Source organism: Peribacillus huizhouensis, from assembly GCF_014138605.1.
GTDB classification, from domain to species: Bacteria; Bacillota; Bacilli; order Bacillales; family DSM-1321; genus Peribacillus; species Peribacillus huizhouensis.
On record NZ_JACJHX010000002.1, the window covers coordinates 396,138 to 413,086 of the forward strand.

Consider the following 16,949-nt stretch of genomic DNA (forward strand, 5'->3'; position numbering starts at 1 on the left):
CGAAAAGTTCTGCGAGCGATCGTCTCAAACCTTTCACATATGCAGTCATACGTGCGGACCGGACTTTTTGAACATCCTCTTTTAGAAAACGTTTCTTACTTCATGTCATCAAGATAGCGCGCAGCGTCTTTCGCAAAGTATGTAATGATTAAATCCGCTCCTGCACGTTTCATGCCTGTTAACATTTCTAAGACAATCGACTTTTCATCTACCCAGCCGTTTAATGCAGCTGCTTTGACCATCGAATATTCTCCACTTACATTATAAGCAACAACTGGTAAAGTTGTATAATTTTTCACATCTCGGATAATATCTTGATAGGAAAGCGCCGGCTTGACGATGAGGAAATCTGCTCCTTCATCTATATCCGATTCCGCTTCACGGAATGCCTCCATCCGGTTAGCAGGGTCCATTTGATAGGTTTTTCGATCGCCGAACTGCGGTGCGCCATTAGCTGCTTCTCGGAAAGGACCGTAATAGGATGATGCATATTTAACCGCATAGGACATGATTGGAACGTCTAAAAAGCCTGCTTCATCAAGTCCAGCACGGATCGCTGTAACGAAACCGTCCATCATATTGGAAGGGGCGATAATATCCGCTCCTGCTTCAGCTTGACTAATTGCGGTTTTGGTAAGTAAGTCAAGGGACGCGTCATTGAGGATTTTATCGCCTTCTACTACTCCACAATGACCATGGCTTGTATACTCACATAGACAAGTGTCAGCTACAACAATCAACTCAGGATACTTTTCCTTAATTAAACGTGTAGCGACTTGAACAAGCCCGTTATGGCTAAATGCGCCTGTACCTTCTTCATCTTTATCATGCTCAAACGGCACACCGAATAAGATGACGGATTTAATTCCTAAGCTTACGACTTCATCCACTTCTGCTAACAAATGATCCATGGAAAGCTGATATATCCCTGGCATAGAAGCGATTTCGTTTTTGATATCCTCACCATCAATGACAAAGATCGGGTAAATGAAGTCCTCTTTATGTAAATACGTTTCGCGAACGAGGGAACGAATGCCAGCACTTGAGCGCAGACGACGGTGTCTCGTAAATTGAATGTCTTTCATATAAATTCCTCCTTAGATTGATTTCTAATTGAATGACTTTCTAGTAGTGTTAAAAACCACTTTCAGTCTGATGTAGGACATGGGGAAGAGGCTTCAGGACTTATTCTCCTTAGTACCCCGAAATCCAGCTCCGCTCCGCCACCATTGTAATTAGGTGTATGTAACGTACTACATGATTTAACCTTCATAGTAAGTGGTGGTGTTTTAACGCAATATTCAGTTTGTATATTGTCTTGTCATATAGTCTGCCAAACTATCGATCATTGCTTCTGCTGTATATACTTTTGGAGAAACAGCTACGGACAGACCATATGATTCGGCTGTCTTCAATGCGATGGGTCCGATACAAGCAAATACGATTTTCTCCAAACTCGCTTGCAAATCATGTTTGTTTACGATTTTCATAAAGTGATGAACCGTTGACGAACTGGTGAATGTAACAATATTCAATCGCCCTTTAGTGAGCAATTCTGCTAACTTAGGCTCACTTGCTTTTGGCAAAACTGTTTGATAGATAATCATTTCTTGGCATTGTGCCCCTGCCTCTCGAATTTTATCGGCAATAACCGTACGCGCTAAATTCCCCTTCGCAATAAGGACACGTGAGTCCTGCTTTAGCATAGGAATAAATTCCGCTACAAAGGCTTCCGCTACAAAATGTAGGGGGACAAAATCCGTACTAAGCCCGCGACTCATAAGGTATTCTTCTGTTTTACTGCCGATTACAGCAATCCGTGGCAATTTTACCGGTGCCTGTTCTTCTAGAAGACGGAAAAAATAGTCGACTCCGTTTTGGCTCGTAAGAATTAACCAGTCATATTCATGAATATGGCGAATATAATGGTTGAGTTGGTCGATATTATCAGGCAGGATAAAATCAATAAGTGGCACGACGCAAGCGTTGCCGCCATAACTCTCCACTTTTTCTACTATGCTCGCTGCCTGACTTTTCCCTCTAGTAATAAGAACATGAGAACCTTTTAAAGGGGCAGACTTATTCATTACTGATTGAGCTCCTCTTTGACAGAATCAATTAATGCTTTTGCACCTTTTTCCGTTAAAATCCGCGCTGCTTCAACGCCAATTTCTTGAGGATTTTGTCCTGCAACCACTTCTTTAAAAATTGTTTTTCCATCAGGAGATGCTATAAGTGCTGTTAATTCAATATTTCCCGTTTCTTTTGTAATTGCATAACCTGCAATCGGCACTTGACAGCCTCCTTCCATCTTATCAAGAAAGACGCGCTCTGCTTCTACAGTTGCCTTCGTTTCTTTAGACGTCAGCTTCTCCAATTGTTCCATGAGTTCAACATCTGATTCTCTACATTCAATCGCAAGTGCTCCTTGTCCTACTGCTGGAAGGCAAAGATCTGGCTCCAAGAATTCTGTTACGACATCTGATTTCCAACCCATTCGGGAAAGACCCGCAGCTGCAAGGATGATCGCATCATAATCCTCATTTCTTAGTTTTTCAAGACGCGTATCAATATTTCCACGAATCCACTTAATTTCAAGATCTGGACGCTCTGCCAAAATTTGAGCACTGCGACGTAAACTGCTCGTACCGACAATCGCACCAGGCTTTAAATCTGCAAGCTTAACATGGTCCTTAGAAATCAATGCATCACGGTGATCTTCTCTCGGCGGAATACACCCAATGGTTAAACCATCTGGCAATACAGCTGGCATATCTTTCATACTATGTACAGCCATATCAATTTCTTTATCTAAAAGTGCTTGCTCAATCTCTTTAACAAACAAGCCTTTGCCGCCCACTTTAGATAAAGTTACATCAAGAATTCGATCTCCTTTTGTCACAATTTCCTTTACTTCAAATTCAAACGGGACACCGAGCTCCTTTAATTGATTAATCACCCAGTTAGTCTGCGTAACAGCTAGCTTACTTCGTCTTGAACCGACAATTATTTTTCTCATGATATCCTCCTATGTAGTCCATAAATGAAATGTGGAAAGACTTCCGAAAAGGAAAAAGTTAATAAGTACTATTAAAAATGAAATAAGGTTCAGATAGGCCAACGTTTTTCCATACATTTGCTTTCGGACTTTAAAATATAAATAGATACTGTACACAATGAGCACTAAAAATGAGCCAAGAATTTTTGGATCAAACCAAATGACATTTGGCACTTTGATATAGGCCCACTGCAACCCTAGAATAAGCGATAGAATCAACATCGGCACACCAATGACCGTTAGCACATAAGACATATGCTCAAGCTTGGCTAAATCACCAAGCCGTAATAGACGCTTTCCCCATTTCTTTCTTTTTAATAAATCGTATTGAATTAAATACAATAACGAGAATACAAAGGAAAGTGAAAACGCCCCATAGGATAGGATTGCAAGGGTGATATGTATCAGCAAAAGTTCTGAAACGAGCTGCTCTGCCAGTACCTTCGACTGAATTTGAACCGGTGCAAATGTATGTATCGCCATCACGATGAACCCTAATATATTCGTAAAAAATACAGTAAAATCAACCGGTAGAAATTTATTGATCATCAACGATAACGTAATGAGCACCCATGCATAAAAATATAAGCCTTCAAAGATCGTCAGCACGGGGAATCTGCCTGTTTGCAACATATATAAAAATAGAAATATGGTTTGTAGAACCCAAACAATAGCAAGTAACCAGAAAGCTCCTTTGTTTGCCTTCTGGTTATTATGAAGAAAATCAATAAAATATAAGAGCACACTTGCTGCATAAATTAATACAGTTACTTCATGCAATCTTGTCATCATCAATTCCATATAATACTCCAACTACACTTGAACAGGGACTGGTTTGACCTGCACTACTTTTCTATTTGCCTGTTGTACAGGCACAGTAGAATCTTCCACTAAATCTTCCAATTGAAAAATCTTCACAAAACGATCCAAAGCTTCTTTCGCATTTGGCTCGACCGCTATTTCTTTCGCATAAAGAATTGGATCTTTCAGCATTTGGTTAATGATGCTCTTCGTATGCTTGCTAATTAGCTTTCGATCGCGATCGCTTAAATGAGGAAGCTTACGCTCAAGACTTACCATTGTCTCGGATTGGATCGACAGCGCCTTCTCCCTTAGTGCTGAAATAACCGGCACAACACCTAAGACGTTTACCCATTGATTAAATTCAACAATCTCGGATTCAATCATCATGTAAATACTCTCGGCAGCTTTTTTTCGTTCCTGCATGTTTGCTTCTACAATTCCTTCAAGATCGTCAATGTCATATAAGAAAACATTTTCATGTTCAGCGATTGCAGGATCTAAGTCACGCGGAACCGCAATATCAACCATCAAGATCGGTCGGCCTTTACGCATTTTGTTCACAAAGGTCATCATTTCTTTATTAATGACAAAATCCTTTGCACCAGTTGAACTAATGAGTATATCTGCTTCCACTAGCGCACATTGCAATTCTTGTAACTGTTTCGCTTTACCAGAAAAGCGCTCAGCTAAAGAAACAGCTTTCTCATATGTGCGGTTAATGACTGTGATATCATCTGCGCCATTGCCGTGGAGATTTTGAATGGCCAGCTCTCCCATTTTCCCTGCACCTAGGATGAGCGTATTCTTTCCCTTTAATCCGCCAAATATTTTCTTAGCTAACTCGACAGCTGCATAGCTTACAGATACAGCATTTGTATTTATTTCTGTTTCAGAATGAGCTTTTTTTGCTAACGTTAATGATTGCTTAAAAAGATGATTGAACACAGTGCCAATTGTGGATTGTTTTTGGGCTTCCAAATAGCTTGAACGAACTTGTCCAAGAATTTGTGTTTCACCAAGAACCATCGAATCTAATCCACAGGACACTTTAAATAAATGTTCAATCGCTCCCTCGCCTTCATAGATTGTAAGATAGGAAGAAAACTCTTCTCTTTCGATATTGAACCACTCTGAAAGGAATTCTTTTATATAATATCTGCTTGTGTGCAATTGATCTGCCACCGCATAGATTTCGGTACGGTTACATGTCGAAATAATCACGTTTTCGAGAATACTTTTTTTATTTTTTAACGCTTTCATTGCTAAAGCAAGTTCAGCTTCGTTGAATGATAATTTCTCACGAATTTCGACAGGGGCAGATTTATAATTTAAGCCTACCGCTAATATATGCATCCTTCGTATTGCACCCCCAGTAAATTCAATCTTAACAAACCATATTATATCATTTATATTTTACTTAAAACGTCAAAATTATGAACAGTTCATGAAAACATATGCTAACATGGTACTGGTATGAAATAATTACACCGTACATAGGTAGTTTTCGACAATTCATTTATATAAAATTACCATATCAAAAAACAAAACGAACTTCAAGTAAACAAATTAGGAGGGCATGATGAAAAATCAACGAATCTTTCCCGGCATTATTCTACTCGGCTTCGGGCTCTATTTCTTGCTTCAACAATATAACCTCGTCTTATTTAAAGACTTTTTCAATTGGCCCACAGTTCTATGTATCATCGGAGCTGCTTTTTTAGGTGAAGCATATGGTGGGAAACAGACTCATGCCATCCTTCCAGGTGTGATTCTGTTTGGAACCGGCCTGCACTTTCATCTAGTTGGCCATCTTACATTTTGGCCAAGTCACATCGGTGTTCTTCTTCTCATCGTTGCCATTGGCTTCCTAATGCAGGCAAGTAAAACGAAATCAAGCTCAATTCAAGGCATCTTATTGCTTATTATTGCCATTATAACGGTCTATTATGACCAACTCATTAGCAAATTTGGACTGAGCGAAACGGCACTCGCAAACTCAGCGCCTTATTGGCCATTCCTTGTCATGGGGCTTGGAATCTATATTCTTTTCATTAAAAAGAAATAAAGAAGGGGTCAGACCTAATTCCCCTCTATCTCATTTATATGACGTGTACATGTCAGTATACAATGTGTAGTGTGTGAGGTCTGACCCTTTTTGCGTTTATGCTAGAAAATCGTGCATATACGTCTTCAACATGAAAAGGGTCAGACCCCACATCTTTTTCTATCGTTTATATGACGTGTACATGTCACTATAAACAATGTGTAGTGTGTGGTCTGACCCTATTCTTACATATACTTCTTCAACAATCCCCATGCTTCGTCTTTCCCTTGGCCCGTTTCACCAGAGAAAACGATGGTTTCGTCTTCTTTTGCCATATCCAATGTCTCACGAGTTACTTTTAAATGTTTTTGCCATTTCCCTTTTGGGATTTTGTCCGCTTTCGTTGCAACGACAATGACAGGCAAATCATAATGCTTAAAGAAATCATACATCATGATATCGTCTTTTGTCGGTGGGTGGCGCAAGTCAACGATGAGTAAAGCTGCTTTAAGCTGCTCACGGTTTGTAAAATACGTTTCAATCATTTTCCCCCACGCTGCCCGCTCCGTTTTAGACACTTTTGCGTAGCCATATCCAGGCACGTCAACAAAGTGCAACATGTCGTTAATGATATAAAAATTTAACGTTTGCGTCTTTCCTGGCTTTGAAGATGTCCGTGCAAGGTTTTTGCGATTAATCATCTTATTGATAAAGCTGGATTTGCCGACGTTTGATCTTCCTGCAAGGGCGAACTCCGGAATCGGTTCATTTGGATATTGTTCCGGCTTCACCGCACTGATGACGATATCGGCACTTGTTACTTTCATTCTGTTTCACCTACCAATGCATGTTCCAATACTTCATCAACATGAGAAACGAGAACAAATTCTAATTCTTGACGAACACTTTCCGGGATATCGTCAATATCTTTTTCATTATTTTTTGGAATAATGATTTTCTTTAAACCTGCCCGGTGTGCGGCTAATGATTTTTCTTTTAAACCGCCAATCGGAAGCACACGGCCACGCAAGGTAATCTCCCCTGTCATCCCTACTTCTCGATGAACTGGTCGACCTGTTAAAGCAGAAATTAACGCTGTCGCAAGCGTAATCCCTGCTGAAGGTCCGTCTTTGGGAACAGCTCCTTCTGGTACGTGAATATGAATATCATGCTTTTCATGAAAATTTGCATCAATTCCAAGTTGTTCTGTTTTCGTACGAACAAAACTAAAGGCTGCCTGAGCAGATTCCTTCATGACATCACCTAGTTGTCCTGTCAGAACGAGCTTCCCTTTTCCAGGTGAAAGAGATACTTCAATTTGGAGAGTATCTCCACCTACCGTAGTATACGCAAGACCCGTTGCGACACCAACTTGATCCTCAGCTTCTGCTTGGCCGTAATGGAAAATGGTTTTGCCTAGGAAATCTTCTACGTTTTTCTCACTAACCACCACACGCTTTTTCTCACCGGATACGATGATTTTCGCAGTTTTACGGCAAATGCTAGCTAATTGACGTTCTAGACTTCTGACACCAGCTTCTCTCGTGTAATAGCGAATGATATTGACTAATGCCTCTTCACGAACTTGAAGCTGTGTTTTTTGCAAACCGTGATTTTCCATTTGGCGAATGAGCAAATGATCTTTTGCAATATGAAGTTTCTCTATCTCGGTATACCCTGCAATTGAGATAATTTCCATCCGATCTCGTAATGGTCCTGGTATTGTCGCCAAATTATTAGCTGTTGCAATGAACATCACTTTTGAGAGGTCGTACGTTTCTTCAATATAATGATCACTGAAATGATTATTTTGTTCAGGATCCAATACTTCAAGCATAGCTGCTGAAGGATCGCCTCTAAAATCATTGGACATTTTATCGATTTCATCTAATAAAAACACTGGATTAATCGTTCCTGCTTTTTTCATGCCTTGAATGATTCGTCCTGGCATCGCACCAACATACGTTCTTCTATGTCCACGTATTTCCGATTCGTCTCTGACACCACCAAGGGAAATCCGAACGAAATTACGATTCATCGACGTTGCAATCGAACGTGCAAGAGAAGTTTTCCCTACTCCAGGCGGTCCGACAAGACAAAGAATTGGCCCTTTAAGCGACTGTGTTAATTGCTGAACAGCCAAATACTCAAGCACACGCTCTTTCACTTTTTCAAGACCATGATGTTCACGATTCAACACCTTTTCAGCTTTTTGAATATTTAAATCATCTTTCGTTGCCTTGGACCAAGGAAGCGTGATGAGCCATTCGATATAATTACGGATGACGGAGCTTTCCGCAGAGGAAGAAGGGACTTTCTCGTATCGATCTAATTCCTTCATGGCCGTTTCCTTTATATGCTCTGGCATCCCTACTTCATTAATTTTCTCAGTAAGGACAGCTATCTCTCCAGTTTTCCCTTCTTTATCTCCAAGTTCTTTTTGAATTGCCTTCATTTGTTCACGCAAATAATACTCTTTTTGCGTTCTTTCCATTGAACGTTTCACGCGCTGGCCAATTTTCTTTTCGAGGTTCAATACTTCTTTTTCATTATTGATGATTTCGATTATTTTGCTTAATCGTTCTTTCACATCAACCGTTTCTAAAATTTCCTGTTTTTCTTTCGGCTTTAAAGGCAAATGGGAAGCTATTACATCGGCAAGCCTACCGGGCTCCTCAATGTCTGCCGTTGCAGCAAATGTTTCAGGGGTAATTTTCTTTGACATCTTTATGTACTGTTCAAAGTATTCCAACAGAGTTCGCATCAATGCCTGATGTTCAATTCCCTTTTCATCACTGTCTTCATACACGATCACTTCTGCAGAAAATTGTGTCTCGTTATCATAGAATTCAGTAATCCGAGCCCTGTTCAGTCCCTCTACTAATACGCGAATGGTACCGTTCGGGAGTTTCAGCATTTGCTTCACTTTTGTTAAAGTTCCCATATGATAAATATCTTCTTCACCTGGTTCTTCTAGGGAAACATCTTTTTGTGTTGTTAAAAAGATTAGATGATCTTCCACCATTGCTTTTTCCAAAGCTTGTACCGATTTGTCTCGTCCAACATCTAAATGTAGCACCATAGTAGGATATACAAGTAAGCCTCTTAATGGCAGGAGGGGGACGATGAGTTTCTTATCAGCCATGCCTGACACCTCCAATAATTTATCGTATAGTTTTCAAGATTGACCAGTGTAACAATTCTAACGTATTTACATGAACGTGTCTATCTGACAAGCTTATTCCCCTTTTATTATCTCCAAAAACAAAACAATACGCACGAAAAACCTAAAATTTAACGTATAGTAAACGAATATCCGTCCCCAAAAACTAGTTATTTTTAACTATTAAAATGTCCTAACAAGCGGGAATGTACGAGATTGCTGAATAGCTTAGGTAGCTACAAAAAAAGAGCCAGATCTCGCAAAATCTTTTTTCAGCAAGAATTAAGTGCGTGTAACACCATATTCTCCTGAGTAAAGTACGAGAACTGACCCTTTTACTAGCTTTTTTCCGGTTCAACTAACCATCAAGCGAAAAGTGCACTCACTGATGGATGTTTCACTTATACACTTTCACGCTTCGTTAAATCAAGCTTGTGCATGATTTGTTCGGGAATTATATCTTTTCTTAACGCTATTTCAAAGACTTCTTTCACTGTTTTTACCGGGATGATATCAATTCCATCTATTTCATTCAGCAACGGCTGCATGTTTTCGTGGGGGATAATCACTTTTTTTGCTCCCGCAAGCTTGGCTGCTTTAATTTTTGGAATGACCCCGCCAATTGGTTTTACATGGCCATGAATACTTATTTCCCCAGTCATCGCCACTGTATTTTCAGCAGGAATTTTGTAAATTGCGGAGTAAATTCCACACGCCATTGCAATTCCGGCAGAAGGCCCATCCACCGGACTGCCTCCCGGGAAGTTGACATGGATATCAAATTGGTCAGCAGGCACCCCCATCGCTCGAAGGACGGTAATCACATTTTCAATGGAACCTTTCGCCATACTTTTTCTGCGAATGGATTTTCCACTACCACCGATGCTTTCTTCCTCCACAATCCCCGTTATATTAATCGTTCCCTTATCAAGAGCAGGCATGACGGTCACTTCAATTTCAAGCAATGCCCCGCTATTTGGGCCATATACTGCTAGTCCATTAATTCGGCCAACTTTAGGCTTGTCATCGATTTTACGGTCCATTCTTGGCGTCAATTGACTAGAGTGAGCCATCCACGCAATGTCTTCATCTTTAATATAATTACGATCTTCTGTAATCGAAATACCCGCTAACGTTTGAACCATATTCACAGCTTCCCTGCCATTTCGGGCATATTCAGCGATTGTTTCAAGACCTTTATCACTAATTGTTAACTTCACCTTTTCAGATGCTTTTTTGGCAATTGAAATAATTTCTCCCGGATCGAGCTCCCTAAAGAAGACTTCAATACAGCGCGAACGGATGGCAGGAGGAATTTCATTTGGCGTTCTCGTTGTTGCACCAATCAAGCGAAAATCCGCCGGCAGTCCATTTTTAAAAATATCATGGATATGTGTTGGAATATTCGTGTTTTCCTCTGAATAATACGCACTTTCTAAAAATACTTTACGATCTTCTAGTACTTTAAGCAGTTTATTCATTTGAATAGGATGAAGCTCGCCAATCTCATCTATAAACAAGACACCACCATGCGCATTGCTTACAGCTCCTTGTTTTGGCTGTGGAATTCCAGCTTGCCCCATAGCTCCGGCACCTTGATAAATCGGATCATGAACCGAGCCAATTAATGGATCTGCAATGCCCCGTTCATCAAATCGGGCTGTTGTTGCATCCAATTCAACAAATACGGCTGTTTTTTGAAACGGCGATTTCGCATTGCGTTTAGCTTCCTCTAAAACAAGCCTTGCAGCAGCTGTTTTTCCGACGCCAGGTGGCCCATACACAATAACATGTTGTGGATTTGGACCACATAGCGCAGCCTTTAACGTCTTAATCCCATCTTCCTGACCAACAATATCAGCAAATGTAATCGGCCGTACACGTTCTGATAATGGTTCCGTTAAAGAAATCGACCGCATTTTTCGCAACTGATCCATTTCTTTTCTAGAGTCACGATCAATCGATACCTTTTGTGTCCTTTGTCCCTTAAGCAAATTCAAAAAATACATACCAATCACAATACCAAAAAACAGCTGAATTAATAACGCGATTCCTGTCCAATTCATTGCCTTTCCCTCCTGCATTCACCAAGTATGTAAATGATAGTATCTCCTCAGCCTGAATGAATCATCCATCTTTTTTACGGAAGTATGTGAATTGAACATGCACAGAAACCATCTTTGGAAACCAGCAAAAAAACTACACTGGCATGAGTAATTGCAAAAGGAAACTCCAGTCACTGAGCGGGCTCACTCTTTTTCCAGCATTGCGTGCCGGTTTTCGGATTTGCGAGCCGAGTCTGTATATTTTCGTGCCAGATTGAACGAATTGCGTGCCAAAATCGGTACTTTTCGAGCGAGATTGGGGATTTGCGCGCTGAAGTTAAATTTACGAATCCTGCTTCCTCTTTTCATACGAAATAACCTTTTTATTACGGATTTTATAAAAAAATGCAGCTGTTTAGTGGCGGGATGACGCAATCGTCTGGGCAACACCAATCACTTCGTAGTCTCCATCTCTCCTTTTTCCAGCATGACGAGCCAGATTTCGGATTTGCGTGCCGGAGTTAAATTGATGAACCCCGCTTCCTCTTTTCATACGAATTAACCTTTTTATTACGGGTTTTATAAAAAAATGTAGCTGTTTAGTGGCGGGATGACGCAATCGTCTGGGCAAACTCCAGTCATAGCGTAGTCTCCATCTCTCCTTTTTCCAGCATGACGAGCCAGATTTCAGATTTACGTGCCGAGTTTGTACGTTTTCATGCCAGTTTGGATAAGTTGCGTGCCGGAATCACTGCTTTTCGTGCGCGATTAGAGATTTGCGTGCCGGAACTAAAAAATAGCGATTAAAGACAAAAAAAGGGCTGACTCCTCCCCAACATCATCCAGAAACACGTGAAGATAGCACGTATTGCTGTGTGTAGAGTACGAAATCAAACCCTTTTGAAGATTATGCAGATGTTTTATCAGCTGCGTTAATCGTTGTTCCATCTTTAAGAACGAGTTTAGGTGGCTCGTTTTCTGTGATGGCTGCCCCTGTAATGATACATTTGTCAATATCATCACGTGAAGGTAGCTCAAACATTACTTCAAGCATAATGCCCTCAATAATTGAACGTAGTCCACGAGCTCCCGTTTTTCTTTCAATTGCTTTCTTCGCAATTTCAAGTAAAGCATCATCCTCGAATTCGAGAATAACATTATCAAGCTCGAGCATTTTTTCAAATTGTTTAACTAGAGCATTTTTCGGCTTCGTTAAAATATCGATCAATGCCGCTTCATCTAATTGCTCCAATGTAGCAATGACTGGAATACGTCCGATGAATTCCGGAATTAAACCGAAGCGCAATAAATCTTCTGGAAGCACTTTAGAAAGCAGTTCTTTTTCTGCAACATCATCTTTCTTCACATCTGATCCAAAACCAATTACTTTTTGGCCTAAGCGACGTTTAATAATCGGTTCGATTCCATCAAATGCACCACCACAGATAAAGAGAATATTCGTTGTATCAATTTGAATAAACTCTTGGTGTGGATGCTTACGACCACCTTGAGGTGGGACACTCGCAACGGTACCTTCAAGTATTTTCAACAATGCTTGCTGAACACCTTCACCTGATACGTCACGTGTAATGGACGGGTTTTCAGATTTACGTGCTACTTTATCGATTTCATCAATATAGATGATTCCTTTTTCTGCCTTTTCCACATCATAATCTGCTGCTTGGATTAGCTTAAGCAAAATGTTTTCAACATCTTCCCCGACATATCCAGCTTCAGTTAATGAAGTCGCGTCAGCGATTGCAAACGGTACATTCAATAGTCGTGCCAATGTCTGTGCAAGTAACGTTTTCCCACTACCAGTTGGACCGATGAGAGCAATATTACTTTTTGCAAGTTCTACATCATCGACTTTACTATTTGAATTGATTCGCTTGTAATGATTGTATACCGCAACCGCAAGAGATTTTTTAGCCTGCTCTTGTCCAATCACATATTCATCAAGAATTTCGCGAATTTCCATCGGTTTAGGAACATCTTTAAATTCAATTTCTTCTTCCGTTCCTAGTTCTTCTTCGACGATTTCTGTACAAAGCTCAATACATTCATCACAAATATATACACCTGGTCCAGCTACCAGTTTACGAACTTGCTCTTGAGTTTTTCCGCAAAAAGAACATTTTAATTGTCCTTTTTCATCATTAAATTTAAACATGGACTCACTCCTTTAAAGAATTTTCCTATATACATAGCTTAAGCGCCTTATTTTTGGACAGAAATAAACGGCTAAGCTCGGTAATAAAAATTTTGATGTAGACCGCATTGTATCATGTTCCAAGTTTTTTTGTAATAAAAATGCTTCAGACATGAAAGTTGTCCAATAAGTACAATTCTTATCGATAATATGTATGTTGCCCGTAATAGGCTTTCCCAAACCTAAAAAACACGACGTGCAAAGGAAGTTAAAACACCAACGGCAAAGGCCGTAGATTATGCACCAACCTTTTTTGAAAACGCTTACTAAGCATTTGATTGAAACATTTCTATAACTCCAAAAGGCTTCAACTATTATAGTATAGGTCGAACACAAGCAATGGCATCATAGATTTCTCATACTAAAAGGCGTAGATCGGAACAATTTCTCTGTTCATTTCTTCCTCCTTTAGAACACGTATTAGTAAGGCAAGGGTCTTTTATTATGTATGTATATGCGGTATTAAAATTAATCTACACTGAATTCATAAAAAAATCAATGCTGAAATTCCCATCAAAATAATTATTTTTTTAAATGATAATTTAAGCTTACTAAAGTCATAGCGGTTAGCGCATGCATATTGTCGAAAATAAACCTTTTACCGTACTGCTAATGTCAAATTTTCATTTTTTATGTATGAAGGTCACGGGGACGGGGCTTAGAGATTTATTAATATAGCCATTCTACTTTGCAAGTATACTAATTTTATTATAGAAAGTCCCTAAATTCGGCTTCGCACCGCCACCATTGGGATTAGGCGAGTGTAGCGTGCTACTTGCTTAATCCTTCATGGTAGATGGTGGCGTTTTAACGCCATATTTGTTTTGTATGTTTATATTATATAAAGATATTAACTCATTACATTATGTATAAAACAAGGCACGAATGTTCGTGCCTTGCATGTTTCTAATTGTAATACAAAATATGTTGTTTGGCTAAATTTTAATACTTAGCCTCAAACACATTGGCCTTTATTATTCAGCAGCAGCGACTGTTTTGCTGTTTGCAACAAGGAAGTCGATTGCTTTGTTGATTTTAAGATCACCTTTAAGACCTTCTAGGCTACCAAGTGCTTTTTTGATGTTTTCTACATCCATTTTGTACATTTCAGCCATTTTTTCAACCTCTGCATTCACATCTTCGTCCGTTACTTCGATGTTTTCAGCTTTAACGATTGCATCAAGAGTTAGACTTACACGAACTTGGTTTTTCGCTTCTTCTAACATTTGGCCTTTAAGTGCTTCTTCATCTTGTCCTGAGAATTGGAAGTATAACTCCATGTTCAAGCCTTGAGATTGAAGACGTTGTTCGAAGTCTTTCATCATGCGATCTACTTCGTTATTTATCATAACTTCAGGGATGTCAACTTCCACGTTTGCAGTTGCTTGTTCGATAACTGCGTCACGAACTGCGTTTTCTGCTTGGTGTTTTTTGTCATGCTCAAGTTTTTTCTTTGTTTTTTCTTTCAATTCAGCAAGTGTTTCAACTTCATCGTCAACATCTTTTGCGAATTCGTCATCTAATTGAGGAAGTTCTTTTGTTTTGATTTCGTGTAATTTCACTTTGAATACAGCAGGTTTACCTGCAAGCTCAGCAGCATGGTACTCTTCAGGGAAAGATACTTCGATATCTTTTTCTGCTCCTGTTTCAAGGCCAACTAATTGCGCTTCGAAACCAGGAATGAAGCTATTAGATCCAAGCTCTAATGTATAGTTTTCAGATGCTCCACCTTCAAATGCTTCGCCATCAACGAATCCTTCAAAGTCGATCACAACTGTGTCGCCATCAGCTGCTTGTCCTTCTTCTTTTACAACTAGCTCAGCTTGACGTTCTTGAAGAGTTTTGATTTCTTTCTCAACATCTTCGTCTGTTACTTCAGCACTAACTGCTTCTACTTCAAGACCTTTATATTCACCTAATTTAACTTCAGGAGCAACTGTTACATTTGCTTTGAAAATAAGGTTTTGGCCTTTTTCCATTTGTTCAATGTCAATTTCAGGACGATCAACTGGGTTGATTCCTGCTTCTTCAACTGCATTTGCGTATGCTTCTGGAAGAATGATATCTAGTGCATCTTGGTAAAGAGATTCTACGCCGAATCTTTTTTCGAACATTTGACGAGGCATTTTTCCTTTACGGAAGCCTGGTACATTTACTTGTTTTACAACTTTTTTGAACGCAGCGTCTAAACCTTCGTTAACAGTACCAGCTTCTACTTCAATAGTTAGTACTCCTTGGTTACCTTCTAATTTTTCCCATTTAACAGACATGTGTTTCCCTCCAAAAATCTATATACTAAAATGAATAAGCAATGGATGAATCTGCTATGCTATTCCTAACAAGCATCACCATACCCTAATGAATTAGGGTCTGTTCGTTTTATAACAAAACGAGACATTACAACCCCTACATTATAACACAGGTTCCCTCGTTTCAACAGCAATACATTAAATATTCCCATAAGAAAATTCTTCAATTGTATGAATTTGGAGAATCATTTCTTGTACAGAATCCGGACCTACTCCATATTGAACAGCTCTTTCAATGACTGTATCTTCACCTGTTTGATAGCTCTCTGCTACAGCATGGTAGGCACACGCCCAAATTGGAAAGCTGCTTTTCTCAGGTGCGATTGGGTACATGATAAATTGTTGCCTTTCTATTAGAGAAGTGGCCATTGTTAGTAAGGATGGATTTTCTTGTTCTAATTGTGTTGCTACGAGGGACGTAACGGTTTTGAAAAATTCCGTATCCTTCATAGGCAGTATTTCCGTTGGTATGATATCCATCTCTTGTGAGAGCTTTGTTACCCGGACATTTTTATCATATTCCTGTTCTTGGAGAATATGGAGCAAAAGCGTCTTCAGAAAAGGATGCGCGGCTTCGTCAAACAGAAATTTTTGAACAGATGGCATAAAAGCTCGAATATTCGTTTCTGATAATCGACTTATATTCCTAAAAATTTCTTCGTCGGTTTTCCCAGTAAACCACTCATCATCAATAAACTCTGCTTCCGTTCGTTTCTCTTCTTCGATTTCTACAGACATATTTTCATTCTCTTCTAAAACTCTAGTACTAAAGGCAAGCATCTTTTTAAATTGATCGATTTTGTCATGAGGTACTTGATTATCATCCAATAGCGCTTCGATTGTCGTAACCATTTCTTCATGCTCATTAAGTTGGAGTAAAACCATTAAATAGATACTTACGATTTGAAAATAGTCACCAATTCCTTTATGAAGCATCTCTTTACACAAGTCCCGCGCTTCTGTATAGAGACCTATTTCGACAAATGAAACGATTAAACCGACATTTACATCGGGGTTCTCAGGATCAATCTCTCTTGCTTGGCTATACAATTCCGCTGCACGCTTAAACTCTCTTTTTTCGATATGTTCCATACCCTTTTCCACTAGCCTACTGCCCAAATTAGGAAACGGAACAACATTTCCTTCTTGCTTTTGTTTCTTTTTACCGTCCATCGTATAACTCCGCCTGTCGATATATTTTTCTAGCAATTAGTTTAGCATTGTTTTCTTCGCAATACAAAAATTAACTAAAAATTGAGTGGCAAAATGGAGTAAATTTACGTTTCATGTGAGTTTTAGGTAAATTATTCAAGA

Annotated in this window: 12 protein-coding genes; 1 reads left to right on the forward strand and 11 read right to left on the reverse strand. The window is 39.5% G+C overall.

The window, feature by feature from the left end:
* Positions 1-95: 95 nt before the first annotated feature.
* From hemB to hemA, 5 genes are all read right to left on the reverse strand, one after another.
* Complete coding sequence (gene hemB, locus HNP81_RS05025) at positions 96-1,085, reverse strand: porphobilinogen synthase (protein WP_182501792.1); 990 nt, start codon at positions 1,083-1,085, stop codon at positions 96-98.
* A gap of 216 nt (positions 1,086-1,301) precedes the next feature.
* Positions 1,302-2,087, reverse strand: coding sequence for a uroporphyrinogen-III synthase (locus HNP81_RS05030; protein WP_182501793.1), 786 nt, complete (start codon positions 2,085-2,087; stop codon positions 1,302-1,304).
* Positions 2,087-3,019, reverse strand: a complete 933-nt coding sequence (gene hemC / locus HNP81_RS05035; RefSeq protein WP_182501794.1) for a hydroxymethylbilane synthase — start codon at positions 3,017-3,019, stop codon at positions 2,087-2,089. The genes HNP81_RS05030 and hemC overlap by 1 nt, the downstream gene beginning before the upstream one ends.
* A 9-nt stretch (positions 3,020-3,028) precedes the next feature.
* On the reverse strand, positions 3,029-3,859 hold the full coding sequence (locus tag HNP81_RS05040; RefSeq protein ID WP_182501795.1) for a cytochrome C assembly family protein: 831 nt from the start codon (positions 3,857-3,859) through the stop codon (positions 3,029-3,031).
* A 12-nt stretch (positions 3,860-3,871) separates the two neighbouring features.
* Positions 3,872-5,215, reverse strand: coding sequence for a glutamyl-tRNA reductase (gene hemA, locus HNP81_RS05045; protein ID WP_182501796.1), 1,344 nt, complete (start codon positions 5,213-5,215; stop codon positions 3,872-3,874).
* Between the two features lie 223 nt (positions 5,216-5,438).
* Here hemA and HNP81_RS05050 point away from each other — a divergent pair, with 223 nt between their 5' ends.
* A complete protein-coding gene (locus HNP81_RS05050; RefSeq protein WP_246399239.1) occupies positions 5,439-5,927 on the forward strand; it encodes a LiaI-LiaF-like domain-containing protein in 489 nt (162 codons plus the stop codon).
* A gap of 224 nt (positions 5,928-6,151) precedes the next feature.
* Here the strand turns inward: HNP81_RS05050 and yihA are convergent, their stop codons facing one another.
* The 6 genes from yihA to HNP81_RS05080 all read right to left on the reverse strand — a co-directional run bounded on the left by yihA (position 6,152) and on the right by HNP81_RS05080 (position 16,808).
* The gene (gene yihA / locus HNP81_RS05055) at positions 6,152-6,733 is read right to left on the reverse strand and encodes a ribosome biogenesis GTP-binding protein YihA/YsxC (protein WP_182501797.1); all 582 of its coding nucleotides are present in this window, start codon (positions 6,731-6,733) and stop codon (positions 6,152-6,154) included.
* Positions 6,730-9,051: an endopeptidase La gene (gene lon / locus HNP81_RS05060; protein ID WP_028392122.1), complete on the reverse strand. Its 2,322-nt coding sequence runs from the start codon at positions 9,049-9,051 to the stop codon at positions 6,730-6,732. The genes yihA and lon overlap by 4 nt, the downstream gene beginning before the upstream one ends.
* A 419-nt stretch (positions 9,052-9,470) precedes the next feature.
* Entirely contained in the window at positions 9,471-11,135 is a 1,665-nt protein-coding gene (gene lonB, locus HNP81_RS05065; protein ID WP_182501798.1) for an ATP-dependent protease LonB, read from the reverse strand.
* Between the two features lie 886 nt (positions 11,136-12,021).
* Positions 12,022-13,287 (reverse strand): ATP-dependent protease ATP-binding subunit ClpX, encoded by a 1,266-nt coding sequence (clpX, locus tag HNP81_RS05070; protein ID WP_182501799.1) that lies wholly within the window; start codon positions 13,285-13,287, stop codon positions 12,022-12,024.
* Between the two features lie 1,013 nt (positions 13,288-14,300).
* Positions 14,301-15,596 (reverse strand): trigger factor, encoded by a 1,296-nt coding sequence (gene tig / locus HNP81_RS05075; protein WP_182501800.1) that lies wholly within the window; start codon positions 15,594-15,596, stop codon positions 14,301-14,303.
* 177 nt (positions 15,597-15,773) lie between these two features.
* Entirely contained in the window at positions 15,774-16,808 is a 1,035-nt protein-coding gene (locus HNP81_RS05080; RefSeq protein ID WP_182501801.1) for a tetratricopeptide repeat protein, read from the reverse strand.
* Positions 16,809-16,949: the final 141 nt, after the last annotated feature.